The 13,438-nt window shown below is 65.5% G+C and carries 11 protein-coding genes and 3 riboswitches; of the genes, 8 read left to right on the top strand and 3 right to left on the bottom strand.

The genetic code is table 11. The features are described from left to right. Window positions 1–6: 6 nt before the first annotated feature. Window positions 7–1,248, bottom strand: a complete 1,242-nt coding sequence (locus B0G38_RS00540; RefSeq protein WP_264667623.1) for an acyl-CoA dehydrogenase family protein — start codon at window positions 1,246–1,248, stop codon at window positions 7–9. 76 nt (window positions 1,249–1,324) lie between these two features. Continuing rightward, window positions 1,325–1,438: riboswitch (SAM riboswitch) on the bottom strand. Window positions 1,439–1,518: 80 nt separating this feature from the next. Then, window positions 1,519–1,935 carry a CoA-binding protein gene (locus B0G38_RS00545; RefSeq protein WP_264667624.1) on the bottom strand — a complete coding sequence of 139 codons (417 nt, stop codon included), beginning with the start codon at window positions 1,933–1,935 and terminating at the stop codon, window positions 1,519–1,521. 92 nt (window positions 1,936–2,027) lie between these two features. After that, a riboswitch (SAM riboswitch) is annotated at window positions 2,028–2,142 on the top strand. 11 nt (window positions 2,143–2,153) lie between these two features. On the opposite strand from B0G38_RS00545, the gene B0G38_RS00550 reads away from it, so the two are divergent. The 5 genes from B0G38_RS00550 (at window position 2,154) to acs (ending at window position 8,707) form a co-directional block, all read left to right on the top strand. Continuing rightward, window positions 2,154–3,365 carry a cobalamin-independent methionine synthase II family protein gene (locus B0G38_RS00550; RefSeq protein WP_264667625.1) on the top strand — a complete coding sequence of 404 codons (1,212 nt, stop codon included), beginning with the start codon at window positions 2,154–2,156 and terminating at the stop codon, window positions 3,363–3,365. A gap of 362 nt (window positions 3,366–3,727) precedes the next feature. Then, complete coding sequence (locus tag B0G38_RS00555) at window positions 3,728–4,582, top strand: ABC transporter ATP-binding protein (protein WP_264667626.1); 855 nt, start codon at window positions 3,728–3,730, stop codon at window positions 4,580–4,582. A 140-nt stretch (window positions 4,583–4,722) separates the two neighbouring features. Further along, window positions 4,723–5,769: an aliphatic sulfonate ABC transporter substrate-binding protein gene (locus tag B0G38_RS00560; protein WP_264667627.1), complete on the top strand. Its 1,047-nt coding sequence runs from the start codon at window positions 4,723–4,725 to the stop codon at window positions 5,767–5,769. Then, window positions 5,769–6,695, top strand: coding sequence for an ABC transporter permease (locus B0G38_RS00565; RefSeq protein WP_264667628.1), 927 nt, complete (start codon window positions 5,769–5,771; stop codon window positions 6,693–6,695). The genes B0G38_RS00560 and B0G38_RS00565 overlap by 1 nt, the downstream gene beginning before the upstream one ends. After that, the gene (gene acs, locus B0G38_RS00570; protein WP_264667629.1) at window positions 6,671–8,707 is read left to right on the top strand and encodes an acetate--CoA ligase; all 2,037 of its coding nucleotides are present in this window, start codon (window positions 6,671–6,673) and stop codon (window positions 8,705–8,707) included. The genes B0G38_RS00565 and acs overlap by 25 nt, the downstream gene beginning before the upstream one ends. Window positions 8,708–8,895: 188 nt before the next feature. Here acs and B0G38_RS00575 read toward each other — a convergent pair whose 3' ends face one another. Further along, window positions 8,896–9,735, bottom strand: coding sequence for a hypothetical protein (locus B0G38_RS00575; protein ID WP_264667630.1), 840 nt, complete (start codon window positions 9,733–9,735; stop codon window positions 8,896–8,898). 150 nt (window positions 9,736–9,885) lie between these two features. Further along, window positions 9,886–9,980, top strand: a riboswitch (SAM riboswitch). 118 nt (window positions 9,981–10,098) lie between these two features. On the opposite strand from B0G38_RS00575, the gene sfnG reads away from it, so the two are divergent. From sfnG to B0G38_RS00590, 3 genes are read left to right on the top strand one after another with little or no spacing between them, the layout of a single operon-like run. Further along, window positions 10,099–11,283, top strand: a complete 1,185-nt coding sequence (sfnG, locus tag B0G38_RS00580; protein WP_264667631.1) for a dimethylsulfone monooxygenase SfnG — start codon at window positions 10,099–10,101, stop codon at window positions 11,281–11,283. Further along, window positions 11,283–12,644: an O-acetylhomoserine aminocarboxypropyltransferase/cysteine synthase family protein gene (locus tag B0G38_RS00585; protein ID WP_264667632.1), complete on the top strand. Its 1,362-nt coding sequence runs from the start codon at window positions 11,283–11,285 to the stop codon at window positions 12,642–12,644. Before sfnG ends, B0G38_RS00585 begins: the two co-directional genes overlap by 1 nt. Beyond that, the gene (locus B0G38_RS00590) at window positions 12,641–13,141 is read left to right on the top strand and encodes a CoA-binding protein (RefSeq protein ID WP_264667633.1); all 501 of its coding nucleotides are present in this window, start codon (window positions 12,641–12,643) and stop codon (window positions 13,139–13,141) included. Before B0G38_RS00585 ends, B0G38_RS00590 begins: the two co-directional genes overlap by 4 nt. Window positions 13,142–13,438 lie beyond the last annotated feature (297 nt).

Genomic DNA, 13,438 nt, shown 5'->3' on the forward strand with positions numbered 1-13,438 from the left:
AATCGATTAGGTGTAGAGGGAGATGGGCTGGACTTCGCCGAGCAAGTAGTTCGCGCCTACCTCGACTTTTTTGTAGTCCACTGGGTCATGCAGGGTATGGGTGCGGACGTTGCGCCAGAAGATGTCGAGTCCGGTCTCCGACTTGGCAGAGGAGGAACCGGTGACCTCGAAGATCCTGTTGGCTACCTCGACTCCCACCTCAGTCGAGACGACCTTCAACTGCGCGATGCTGATCGCGATGCGGGCGCGTTCTGCGGCGGTCAGTTCATTCCCCCGGGCGATCACGGCGTCGAACTCCGTACCGATCTTGTCTGCGAGCGCTTCGACCGCGGCGATCCGCGAGGAGAGTTCGCCGTAGACTCGCTGGGTCAGCGGATCCTGGGCATAGGTTTCAGCGGGGCTGAGAAACCAGGAGTTCTTGCGGGCCAGGGTGATCTGCCGGCCGCGTTCCAGCGCCCCTTCTGCAATGCCCAGATAAAGGTTGGCGAACGCCAGCTGGATGTAGGGCGTGACCAGGGTCGAGAACGGCTCATCCCCCACTACGCCGATGCTGTCCGCGGAGGTGACGCGCACGCCGTCGTACTTGACGGAGCCGCTGGCTGAGAGGCGCTGGCCAAGCGCATCCCAATCACCGAGGAAGTGGATCCCTTCGCGGTCATGCTCCAGCGCCAAGGCAAGGAACTTCCCGTTCTCGGCGCCGCCGTTGACAACGGCGTTGACCAGGATGGCGTCCCCCACCGAAGCTCCTGTGGAGAAGTGCTTGACTCCTGTGAGCCGATAGCCATCGCCCTCCGGAACCAGCTCCAGGTTCGGGTCCACCGGATTGACGGAGTCACCCCACGACCAGCGGCCCAGGGCCGAGCGGCGGAGCCAAAGCTCCTGGACCTGCGGACTGCCGTAGAAAACGACGGCACCAAGGTTCGCGTAGTGGTAAGCAAGGATCTGGCCGATGGAGGCATCCACCCGGCTGAGGATCCGCACGGCGTGCAGCGCGCTTTCCCAGTGCCCGCCCTCGCCGCCCCATTCGCGCGGAATGATGAGATTGATCAAGCCGGAATTGCGTAGCAACTCCACCTCGGTGTGGGGGTCTTCGTTCCTGCGGTCGCGCTCCAACACATCCGGACTCAACGCTGCCGCGACGCCCTGGGCGATCTGGCGCCAATGGGCCAACTCTTCCCTGCTGGCTTGCCCTGACCAGGGCGAACGCGGAGCGGTGTGCACGGTTTTTTCGATGACAGGGGTGGTCATGAGGTACTCCTGGGCAGAGGCTCCCGCCTGCCTGCGGCGCGCAACAACCCAAAGGGAAGGGGACGCAGCCGGGAGGGGGCCGTACTTGCCGGACACGGTTTGTGCGCGGCCAGATCCTCATCTGGGGCACCCCACTACGGGAGAGGGTTGCCGCCCAACCAGCCAGAGCTTGTCGTTGGGACTCTTGATCTTGGAGTTCAGTATGCCGAGGAGCCGGGCTCTCCGAAACAAAGATGAAGTTATGTGAATGCGGGCACAGCTGGGCCGCGGCTACAAACCGAGGTAGGGCGCCTCGATCTTCGGGCAGGTGTCCATCACGACGTCCAGCCCGGCGGCCTTGGCCCGTTCCGCGGCGGCTTCGTCGATCACGCCGAGCTGCAGCCACACGGCCTTCGCGCCGACCTCGATCGCCTGGTCCACCACGGGACCGACCTTCTGCGAGTTCACAAAACAGTTCACCACGTCGATCTCGCCAGGGATCTCCGCCAGTTTCTTGTAGCCCTTCTGCCCATGGACGTCGTCGCCCTTGAGGCTGACCGGAATGATCTCCATGCCCAGCCGATCCATCATGTAGCGGGACACGCTCAGCGCCACGCGGCGGGGGTTGTTGGAGAGGCCGACCACGGCCCAGCGGGCCGGCGTGCTCAGCAACCGCTTGATGACTTCGGGATCATTCTGATGTGCCATGCCGCCAGACTACCTGCGTCACATTCACCCGGGAATGGCGGGGCGCGGTTGGCGGACTTGCGCCGGCAACACCAAATGCCATTTAGTGGGAGGACCCATCCCGAGCGGCCGAGAGACCTGGATCGATGAAGCCGCAGCAACCCGCCCCCTTGAACATGCCGTCAGGCTGAACACGGGCAACGGTGCTACTGCCAGGACCGATGGAAAGGAACTCCACCATGTCCTCAAACACCGACCACATCCGCGTCACCCACGCCGGTTCATTGCCCCGCACGCCGGAGCTGCTGGCCGCCAACGAGTCCAAGGAAGCCAACGGAATTACCCCGGAATTCCTGGACCTGCTCGAAACCTCGGTGATCGACGTCGTCGCTCGCCAGCGGAACCTAGGTATCGATATACCGAACGACGGCGAGTACGGGCATGCCATGGCCAGCTCCGTTGATTACGGCGCTTGGTGGAACTACTCCTTCGCGCGCCTGGGCGGACTCGAGCCGACCAATGTGGACCGCTGGGCCGACGCCGAAGTGCGCCGCTCCTCCCCCGGCAACATTGTGCTGACGTCCTTCCCGGACCGCCGCGACCGGCAGAAGTTCAACGACGCCTACAACGATCCGTCGTCGGGCATCCTGGCGCATCGCAAGTCCGTCACGCAGCCGAAGATCGCCGGCCCGCTGACTTACACCGGGCATGACCTGGTGAAGTCTGACGTGACCAACCTGAAGAAGGGCCTCGACGCCGCCGGGCTGTCCGAAGGCTTCGTGGCCTCACTGTCCCCGGGCTCCTGCGCCCGCGTGGCCAACGAGTACTACAAGACGGACGAAGAGCTGCTGTACGCCTGCGCCGATGCCATGCGCGAGGAATACAAAGCGATTATCGACGCCGGCCTGACGGTCCAGCTCGATGACCCGTCCCTGGCGGAGAGCTGGGACCAGATCAACCCGGAACCCAGCCTGGAGGACTACCTGAAGTTCATCCAGCTGCGCGTCGAGGCCACCAACTGGGCGCTGCGCGACCTGCCGCAAGAGCAGATCCGGCTGCACGTCTGCTGGGGTTCCTGGCACGGCCCGCACACCACGGACATCCCGTTCGCGGACATCGTCGATTCGGTACTGCAGATCGACGCCGGCGCGTACTCCTTCGAGGCCGCCAACGTCCGGCATGAGCACGAATGGCGCATCTGGGAAGGCACCAAGCTGCCCGCGGGCAAGTCCATCATTCCGGGCGTGGTCTCGCATGCCACCAACGTCGTCGAGCATCCCGAACTGGTGGCGGACCGGATTGAGCGCTTCGCCCGTCTGGTGGGCCGCGAAAATGTCATCGCCTCCACCGACTGCGGCCTGGGCGGACGCGTCCACCCGCAGATCGCGATCGCCAAGCTGGAGGCGCTGGGCCAGGGCGCGGAGCTCGCCACCAAGCGGCTCTGGAAGTAGCCTCCCCGGTAATTTGCACGGCTGTCTCCCGCTGACTGTGCAGATAATGCCCGTTTGCCCGCCTTGAAAGGGCATTATCTGCACAGTGAACGGCGGTTAGGGCTCTTAGGGGCGCAGCTTTTGTTACGCGGCATTGTTACAGCCGCCTTGCCGAATGGGCCTTGCGTGCAGTTTAGTTGGCGTTGACCATCCCGAGCGGCCGAGAGACCTGGATCGATGAAGCCGCAGCAACCCTGGTCGTTGGAAACCTCCCCTGGTTCCCGGCGATAACGAGGTGACAAGCCACGGGAACGGCTAAGCGAAAGCTGCGCCGCAAGGCTTGATCCGTAGGGTGCTACTGCCAGGATCGATGGAGTGATCTCATGACTGCAGTAATCCCGTCTGTGCGGCCGGCGGCCCCTTCCAGCCCGGACTCTTCCAGCACCGTTGACCCGGCCCACCACGCCTCGGCTTTGCCTGTTTCCTTCCGCGCGCTGCGCCGCACCTTCGGCACCGGGAACGCCGCCCACACCGTGCTCCGCGACATCGACTTCGACGTCCGGCGCGGTGAAGTCCTCGCCATCCTCGGCCCCAGCGGCTGCGGAAAGTCCACGCTGCTGCGCGCCGCGGCCGGACTCGACGCACCCAGCGCGGGCTCCGTGGACATCGACGGCACGCCGGTCCAGGGCATCGATTCGCGCTGCGCCTTCGCCTTCCAGGAACCGCGCTTGCTGCCCTGGCACACGCTTCAGGCCAACGTGGCCATCGGACTGCCGAAGGGCACCAGCGCCAAGCAGGGCAAGTCAAAAGTGGGCCGCCTACTGGAGCTGGTGGGGCTGGACAAGTTTGCCAAGCACCGCCCGCGCGAGGTCTCCGGTGGCATGGCCCAGCGCGCTTCGCTGGCCCGCGCCCTCGCCCGCAACCCCGGTGTCCTGCTGCTCGACGAGCCCTTCGGCGCCTTGGACGCGCTGACCCGGATCAAGATGCAGGACCTGCTGCTGGACGTCCACGCCGCCGAACCGACCACCGTCCTGCTGGTCACGCACGACGTCGACGAAGCCCTGCAGTTGGCCGACCGGATCATCGTGCTGGGCAAGGAAACCGGCAAAGAGCACGACGGCGCCACCATCGTGCGTACCGTCGATGTCCCCGGCGACCGCCCGCGTAACCGTGGTTCCGTGGAGCTGGCCCGAATGCGCAGCTCCCTGCTGGCAAGCCTCGGCGTCGACGGCCACTAGCCTCGCCCGACTGGTACGACGGCCAGCAGCGCCGTCGTACCTCCCCTGTTTTCCCTGAGCTATGCCGGGTCCGTTGCGGCCCGAACCACCCATGTTCCGCGGAACGTCTCCTGTTCCGCACTACTTTTGAAGGATCAATCATGTCGCTTGCCAGTCGCTTTTCCCGCCGTTCACTCTTCGGCGCCGCCGCCGTTGCCACCTCCGCTTCCCTGGCCCTGACCGGCTGCGTGGCCGGCGAGGACTCCGAAGCTACCGCCGCTGCGGGTGCCGCCGGCGACGGTGTCCTGAACATCGACTTCGCCACCTACAACCCGTTGAGCCTGATCATCAAGGAAAAGGGCTGGCTCGAAGCCACGCTGGCCGAGGACGGCGTTGAGGTCAACTGGATCCAGTCCGCCGGCTCCAACAAGGCCAACGAGGCGCTGCGTTCCGGCGCCGTCGATGTTGGATCCACTGCCGGTTCCGCCGCCCTGCTGGCCCGCGCCAACGGTTCGCCGATCAAGACCATCGACCTCTACTCCCAGCCGGAGTGGTCCGCCCTGGTGGCGCTGCCCGACTCCGGCATCGAGAAGGTCGAGGACCTCAAGGGCAAGTCCGTGGCCGCCACCAAGGGCACGGATCCGTACTTCTTCCTGCTGCAGTCCCTCGAGGAAGCCGGGCTGTCGCCGGAGGACGTGACCGTGCAGAACCTGCAGCACGCCGACGGCTGGAGCGCGCTCAACAACGGCTCGGTGGACGCCTGGTCCGGCCTCGATCCGATCATGGCCGGCGCCGAGCAGGAGGGCGCGGAGCTGTTCTACCGGAACCTGGACTTCAACACCTACGGCTTCCTGAACGCCACCGAATCCTTCCTCGAGGAGGAGCCCGAGCTCGCGCAGACCGTGGTGAACGCGTATGAGAAGGCGCGTGCTTGGGCCGCCGAGAACCCGGAGGAGACCGCGCAGATCCTCGCCGACGTGGCGGGACTGGATCTCGAGGTGGCCACCACGGTGATCACCGAGCGCAGCAACCTGGACGTCGACCCGGCCCCGGGCGAAGTGCAGCGCGCAGTGCTGGAGAAGATCGGCCCGGCCTTCGTCGAAACCGGCGACGTGAAGACCCAGAAGCAGATCGACGACGCCGTCGACACGCTTCTCGTAGACTCGCTGGTGCTCAAGGCTGATCCGTCAGCCATCAAGGAATCCTGATGACGCATATCGGGAATCCGGGAGCCACCGGCAACAGCGTTATCGCCACCAGTAAAGAAGGCCTCGAGGCTACTGGCGTGACGATAACAACCGCAGGCGCAGCCCAGCCGGGTCCGGCAGGTCCTTCACAGGACCGCTCCCCGGCAAACGGATGGTCCCCGGCCGGGGTACTGGACCATGGCTGGGCGCGCCTGTTCCTTGGACTGCTCATTCCCGCCGCACTCATCGCGGCCTGGCAGTGGAGCACTTCGGTTGGCCTCTTCAGCGTGGTGCAGCTGCCTCCGCCGGCCATGGTGTTCGAGGCCGCGGCTGACCTGATCCAGCGCGGCGAGCTGGCTACGCACGTTGCCATCTCGACGCAGCGAGTACTCATCGGCTTCGCCGGCGGTGCCGCCCTGGGCCTGGCCTTCGGTGCGTTGGTGGGCCTGTCCCGCTGGGCCGATGTCCTGCTGGCCCCGATGATCGGCGCCCTGCGTGCGGTTCCCTCCCTGGCGTGGGTCCCGCTGCTGATCCTATGGATGAAGATCGGCGAGGACTCCAAGGTCACCCTGATCCTGATCGGCGCCTTCTTCCCCGTCTTCACCACGGTGTCGCTGGCGCTGCGCCACGTGGACCGCAACCTGGTGGAAGCCGGCCGGGCCTTCGGGCTCAAGGGGCTGAAACTGCTGACCACGGTGCAGCTCCCCGCCGTCGTTCCTTCGGTGTTTTCCGGACTTCGGCTGGCGCTGGCGCAGGCCTGGCTGTTCCTGGTGGCGGCGGAACTGATCGCCTCCTCGATGGGACTAGGCTTCCTGCTGACAGACTCACAGAATAATGGCCGTACGGACCGATTGCTGCTGGCGATCGTCCTGCTGGCTGTGATTGGAAAGATAACCGACGCGCTCCTCGGAGTCGCGGAGAAATGGGCAGTAAAACGATGGGCATAAACGTAGCCGAAACCACCGTCGGACAGACCCCTGCGCCGGAGCTCCCGGCCACCGTCTGGGCCGAGCCGCAGACCGAGGCCGAGCGCATCGCGTTCTGGGAGGCGGCCGCCCGGCGCCTGGACTGGACCGAGCCCTGGCACACCGCGCACTCCTCCACCCCGGTAGACACGGAAGCGCGCCGCGGGCCGGAGCTGCGCTGGTTCGACGGCGGCAGGCTCAACGCCGCCTACAACTGTGCCGACCGGCATGTGGAGGCCGGCCGCGGCGACAAGGTGGCCCTGCATTTCGAGGGCGAGCCGGGCGACTGCCGCACAGTCACCTACGCGGATCTGCAGCGCGAGATTTCCAAGGCGGCCAACGCGCTGCTGGCGCTGGGCATCACCAAGGGCGACCGCGTGGTCATCTACCTGCCGGTGATCGTGGAGACCGTGGTCATCACGCTGGCCTGCGCCCGCATCGGCGCCGTCCACTCGCTGGTCTTCGGCGGCTTCTCCTCCGAGGCGCTGAAGTTCCGCGTGGAGGACACGCGCGCCAAGCTGCTGGTCACCACCGACGGACAGTTCCGCCGCGGCCAGGCCGTCCCGGTCAAGGCCAACGCCGATGAAGCCGTCGCGGGCGACAACGCGATCGAGCACGTGCTGGTCATCAACCGGACCGGCCACACCGACATCAACTGGGTGGAAGGCCGCGACGTCTGGTGGCACGACGTCGTCGACACCGCCTCCGACGTCCACAAGCCTGAGGCATTCGACGCCGAGACGCCGCTGTTCATCATGTACACCTCCGGCACCACCGGCCAGCCGAAGGGCTTGGTCCACACCACCGGCGGCTACCTGACCCAGAGCTCCTTCAGCCACGAATACCTGTTCAGCAACCCGGACCCGGCCAAGCGCGACGGCGACGTCCACTGGTGCACGGCGGATCTGGCCTGGGTCACCGCGCACACCTACGAGATCTACGGCCCGCTGTCCAACGGCGTCACGCAGGTCATCTTCGAGGGCACGCCGAACACCCCGCACCCGGGCCGGCACTTCGAGATCATCCAGCGCTACGGCGTGACCAGCTACTACACCGCGCCCACCCTGGTGCGGTCCCTGATGGGCTGGTTCCCGGACGGCATCCCCGCCGAATACGATCTGAGCTCCATCCGCCTGTGCGGCACGGTGGGCGAGGCCGTGAACCCCGAGGCATGGCGCTGGCTGCGCACCCAGGTCGGCCGCGATTCGCTGACCGGGGATCCGGCGTCGGGCGTTCCCATGGTGGACACGTGGTGGCAGTCCGAAACCGGCGCGACCATCCTCTCCCCGCGGCAGACGGACGCGTCCTTCAAGCCCGGCTGCGCTACCCGCGCCCTGCCGGGCGTGGCCACCGACATTGTCGACGACGCCGGTGCCCGCGTGGGCGCGAACGTCCAGGGCAACATCGTGGTCACCAAGACCGGGCCCTCGATGGCGCGGACGGTGTGGGGCAATCCCGAGCGCTACTTCACGTCCTACTGGGAGAAGTACGCGGACCAAGGCTGGTTCCTGGCCGGCGACGGTGCGCGTTTCGACGACGACGGCGACACGTGGATCCTGGGCCGTACGGATGACGTGATCAACATTTCCGGCCACCGCTTGTCCACCATCGAGATCGAGTCCGCCCTGGTCTCGCACCCGGCGGTGGTGGAGGCCGGCGTCTGCCCCACGTATGACGCGAAGACCGGCCACGCCGCCACCGCGTTTGTGGTGCCGGCCGACAAGTCGTTGATTGCCGCGTCCACGGCCGCGGAGCCGACGGCTGAGCAGGCTGCGGCCGCTGCCGAGTTGCGCGCGCATGTTGCGACGCAGATCGGGCCGATCGCCAAGCCGCGCGAGATCGTGTTTGTTCCGGACGTGCCCAAGACGCGCTCAGGCAAGATTATGCGTCGCCTGCTGACCCAGCTGTTCGAGGGCAGCGCGTTGGGTGACACCACGAGCCTGCAGAACGAGCCGTGCATCGCCGACATCAAGGAGATCTGCGAGGCGCGGTAGCCCGTGCCCGGGGGGCCCGCAACTCAGCCGGCCCCGAGCCTGGGCTACCGGGCTCCGGGCCCTGCTCGAGCCCATGTTTTGAAGGAGGCATCTGCATCATGCCTAGTCACAGCTTCAGCAGGTTCCAAAACATGGACCGTTAGGCTTGAACTTGGGCTCGAGCATCCATCGTTCGCGCATAACTCGCCTCAGGCCACTCGACGAACTGCCGTTTTTACCTCTGCCACGACTTTCTCCGGCGTAAATACCAGGTCCTCGTACAGATAGCGCAAAGTAGGATAGCCGCTCAGGACCCCGGCGTTGTTCCGCTTCCGGTCGTTTCGAAATGATGCCCGGTCCCAGTGAAAGTCGAAGCCGTCCAACTCGACGATGAGGCATCGCTCGACAATCATGTCCACGCGTCCAAGGCCTCGGATCCGCACTTGCGTTTCTACATGAAGTCCTGCCGTGCGGAACAGATCCCGGGCAATGACTTCAAGCGGTGAATCGGCGTCGTCCCCAATGCCGCAAACCACTTCCCGCCGGACGCCGTTCCGTTTACCCGGCAAGAGTTCCAACAACTGCTCCCGGGTTACTGCGTTCCGTCGCACTGCCGACTCTGCAATCACCAGTGCTTCCAGCCGGGGACGGCAACGGATGGCATGAAGGACGCAGTCGAGGACTGAGACGTAATTGCCCGGGCCTCGCTCGCCCAACAGCTGCCCGCGGTGCTTGACGAAGGGGCCGGTGTGCCGGCCGTTGTGGGTCCACACATGCACTTGGCCCGGATCCTTAATGGTCCATAAGCCGAGCTCTTTGGCGGCTGAGACACAAGTGAGCAACCCGCCCGGCATCAGCGCAGCCCGGAGAACCGGGTCGGCATCCGGCGTTCCGACGAGTCCCCTCCTCAGCGCAACGATGTCCCCCTGCGCGATGGCTGCCCTGCTGCGGTAAGACCCGAAGCCCGCCTTGGCCAAGTCCGCGGCTTGGAGCGTACCCCCGTACCGCGCCACATACTCTGCGATGGGATCCACGTTCTGCATAGTCAAGAGGATGTCCGGACATGCAGCTCCGCGGCCAGAGTCTCTTCGCAGCTGTGGAAAACATTGTCGATATCCAGCACACTCGGCAAACTCACGGGAGAACGCAATGCGGCTAAACATTTTTGGTGCGGCCCGTAACAGTTGCGAGAATAGACGGGACCATCCCGAGCGGCCGAGAGATCTGGCTCTTTGACGCCGCAGCAACCATCCGGATTCCGCCGGAGAGGTGCTACCGCCAGAAGCGATGGAGAGAGCGCAAGCAATCTTTGATCCGGATGGCGCAAGGCTGTCCGGCCTGCGCCCGATGGATCGTCATTGCCCGGGATTCCCGCACATCGCGCCGCGGCGCAGACTTTGAAGGAATTCGCCATGAACACCAACACCTCGGTCAGCCAGATCGCTGATCTCGAAACCCCGCTGAAATTCGCCTACTGGGTCCCGAACGTTTCGGGCGGCCTGGTGGTTTCCACCATTGAACAGCGCACCAGCTGGGACTTCGACTACAACAAGAAGCTGGCCCGGATCGCCGAGAACTCCGGCTTCGAGTACGCCCTGACCCAGACCCGCTACGCCGCCAGCTACGGCGCGGACAAGCAGCACGAGGCCACCAGTTTCTCGCTGGCCCTGCTCGGCGCCACCGAAAAGCTCAAGGTCATCTCCGCCGTCCACCCGGGCATGTGGCATCCGGGCGTGCTGGCCAAGTTCATCATCACCGCGGACCACATCTCCGGCGGCCGCGCTGCCGTCAATGTTGTCTCCGGCTGGCTCAAGGACGAGTTCGTGAACTTCGGCCTGGAGTGGCTGGAGCATGACGAGCGCTACGTCCGCACCGAGGAGTTCATCCGCGTGCTGCGCGGCTTATGGACCGAGCAGGAGTACTCGCAGTCCGGCAAGTACTACAACATCAACAACTTCACGCTGAACCCGGCGCCGCTGGACGTCCCGGGCCGGGCGCACCCGGAGATCTTCTTCGGCGGCAACTCCACCGCCGCCCAGGCCGCCGCAGGCCGCACCGCCGACTGGTACTTCTCCAACGGCAAGGACCTGGCCGGTTTCGAGGACAACATCTCCGGCGTCACGGCCGCCGCAGCCGCCGTCGGCCGCACCCCGAAGTTCGGTCTGAACGGCTTCGTCATCGCCCGCGACACCGAGGCTGAGGCGAAGGACACGCTGCGGGAAATCGTGGCCAAGGCGCACCGTCCCGCCGTCGAAGGTTTCCGCGCCGCAGTCCAGGAAGCCGGCGCTTCCACCAAGGACGGCAAGGGCATGTGGGCCGATTCGAGCTACGAGGACCTGGTCCAGTACAACGACGGCTTCAAGACAGGACTTATAGGTACCCCGGAGCAGATTGCCCAACGTATCGTGGACTTCAAGAAGATCGGCGTGAACCTCATGCTGACCTGCTACCTGCATTTCCAGGAGGAAGTGGAAGCGTTCGGCCGCAACGTGCTGCCGATCGTCCGCGAACTCGAGGCGGACCTGGCCCGCGCCAACGGCACCGAACTGAACACTTCGCTGCTGCCCGCCACCAACTTTGAAGGAGCATCCGCCTGATGGCTGACCGCACATTTGGCTTCCGCACCCGCGCCCTGCACGCCGGCGGAACCCCCGACGCCGAGCATGGCGCCCGCGCCGTGCCGATCTACCAGAGCACGTCCTTCGTCTTTAAAGACACCGACGACGCCGCCAACCTCTTTGCGCTGCAGAAGTACGGCAACATCTACTCGCGCATCGGCAACCCGACCGTAGCGGCCTTCGAGGAGCGCATCGCTTCGCTCGAGGGCGGCATCGGGGCCGTGGCGACCGCGTCCGGCATGGCCGCGGAGTTCATTACCTTCGCCGCGCTGGCCGGTGCGGGCGACCACATCGTGGCCTCGTCCAAGCTCTACGGCGGCACCATCACGCAGCTCGATGTCACGCTGCGCCGCTTCGGCGTGGAGACCACGTTCGTCGATTCGACGGACCCGGCGGACTTCGCCGCGGCCATCGGCGAGAACACCAAGGCCGTCTACACCGAGATTGTGGCCAACCCTTCCGGCGACATTGCCGATCTTGAGGGCCTGGCCAAGGTAGCGCACGACGCCGGCGTCCCCCTTGTCGTGGACGCCACCTTGAGCACGCCGTACCTTATCCGCCCGATCGACTACGGTGCCGACATCGTGATCCACTCCGCCACCAAGTTCCTCGGCGGCCATGGCACCACGCTCGGCGGCGTCGTCGTCGAATCCGGCCGGTTCAACTGGGGCAACGGCAAGTTCCCGGCGATGACCGAGCCGGTGGCTTCCTACGGCAATGTTTCCTGGTGGGGCAACTTCGGGGAGTACGGCTTCCTGACCAAGCTCCGCTCCGAGCAGCTGCGCGACATCGGTCCGTCCCTGTCGGCGCAGTCCGCGTTCCAGCTGCTGCAGGGCGTGGAGACGCTGCCGCAGCGCATGGACGAGCACCTCACGAACGCCAAGCGCGTCGCCGAGTGGCTTGAGGCCGACGAGCGCGTTTCGTGGGTCAACTACGCCGGCCTGCCCTCGCACCCGGATTACGAGCGCGGGCGCAAGTATCTGCCGCTGGGCGTCGGCTCCGTGTTCGCTTTCGGTGTCAAGGGCGGCCGCACCGCGGGACAGAAGTTCATCGAGTCCCTGCAGCTCGCCTCGCACCTGGCCAACATCGGTGACTCACGGACCTTGGTCCTGCACCCCGGCTCCACCACGCACCAGCAGCTCTCCGCCGAGCAGCTGCAGGCCGCCGGCGTGCCCGAGGACCTCATCCGCATTTCCGTGGGCCTCGAAGACGTCGACGACATCATCTGGGACCTGGACCAGGCCCTGACCGCCGCGGTGGCCGCCGCCGAAGCGGGCGACCTGGACCTCGGGGAACTCAATTCCGAAGCCGCAGCCTGCGAGATTGGAGCACGGGCATGAGCACCGCCGTTGAAGAGCGCACCTGGGTAGGGCCGTCCGCACCGGAGCGCCTGAACATCCTGCGCAGCACCAAGACCATCGCCATCGTCGGCGCCTCGGACAAGCCGAGCCGGGCCAGCTACTTCGTGGCCACCTACCTGCTCTCCTCGAGCAAGTACAAGGTCTACTTCGTGAACCCGGTAGCCAAGGAGATCCTGGGCCAGCCGGTCTACGCCTCGCTGGCGGATCTGCCCGAGGTGCCGGATCTGGTTGAGGTTTTCCGCAAGCACGATGACCTCCCCGGCGTGCTCGATGAGTCCCTCGCCGTGGGCGCGAAGACCATCTGGCTCCAGCTCGGCTCCTGGCACGAGGAAGTCGCGGCCAAGGCGGAAGCGGCCGGGCTCAACGTGGTCATGGACCGCTGCGTCAAGATCGAGCATGCGCGCTTCCACGGCGGCCTGCACCTGGCCGGTTTCGATACCGGGGTCATCTCCTCGAAACGCCAGCTGACAGCCTGATCCACCCATCTGGAGGGGGCAAGCGGTGCCTATGGCAACCGCTTGCCCCCTCTGTTTTTCCCTACAATCCAACGCAAAGCGTACCGGTCCCCTCATTTAGGGGATGCCGGTGACCCCCAATCTCTAGGTTTTTACCAAGGTCGGGCCTAGACGATTAACCCCGGCCCATTAACAATCGATGAAGTCCGCGTCGACTGATGAGCCGATCACTCGAGACCGAGGGGTCTTAGATGTTCACTCACCGGGTTATGGGGAATAAGCGGGAGGATGCGCGGGGGCGCAAATCTTCCTCCCGTC

The organism is Crystallibacter permensis (assembly GCF_025960875.1).
Classification (GTDB): domain Bacteria; phylum Actinomycetota; class Actinomycetes; order Actinomycetales; family Micrococcaceae; genus Crystallibacter; species Crystallibacter permensis.

What these genes read in the sequence shown, in the direction of transcription:
- acs (WP_264667629.1), top strand. Translation starts at nt 6,671, where the DNA reads ATGGGCAGTAAAACGATGGGCATAAACGTAGCCGAAACCACCGTCGGA.
- B0G38_RS00590 (WP_264667633.1), top strand. Translation starts at nt 12,641, where the DNA reads ATGAGCACCGCCGTTGAAGAGCGCACCTGGGTAGGGCCGTCCGCACCG.
- B0G38_RS00555 (WP_264667626.1), top strand. Translation starts at nt 3,728, where the DNA reads ATGACTGCAGTAATCCCGTCTGTGCGGCCGGCGGCCCCTTCCAGCCCG.
- sfnG (WP_264667631.1), top strand. Translation starts at nt 10,099, where the DNA reads ATGAACACCAACACCTCGGTCAGCCAGATCGCTGATCTCGAAACCCCG.
- B0G38_RS00550 (WP_264667625.1), top strand. Translation starts at nt 2,154, where the DNA reads ATGTCCTCAAACACCGACCACATCCGCGTCACCCACGCCGGTTCATTG.
- B0G38_RS00560 (WP_264667627.1), top strand. Translation starts at nt 4,723, where the DNA reads ATGTCGCTTGCCAGTCGCTTTTCCCGCCGTTCACTCTTCGGCGCCGCC.
- B0G38_RS00585 (WP_264667632.1), top strand. Translation starts at nt 11,283, where the DNA reads ATGGCTGACCGCACATTTGGCTTCCGCACCCGCGCCCTGCACGCCGGC.
- B0G38_RS00565 (WP_264667628.1), top strand. Translation starts at nt 5,769, where the DNA reads ATGACGCATATCGGGAATCCGGGAGCCACCGGCAACAGCGTTATCGCC.
- B0G38_RS00545 (WP_264667624.1), bottom strand. Translation starts at nt 1,935, where the DNA reads ATGGCACATCAGAATGATCCCGAAGTCATCAAGCGGTTGCTGAGCACG.
- B0G38_RS00540 (WP_264667623.1), bottom strand. Translation starts at nt 1,248, where the DNA reads ATGACCACCCCTGTCATCGAAAAAACCGTGCACACCGCTCCGCGTTCG.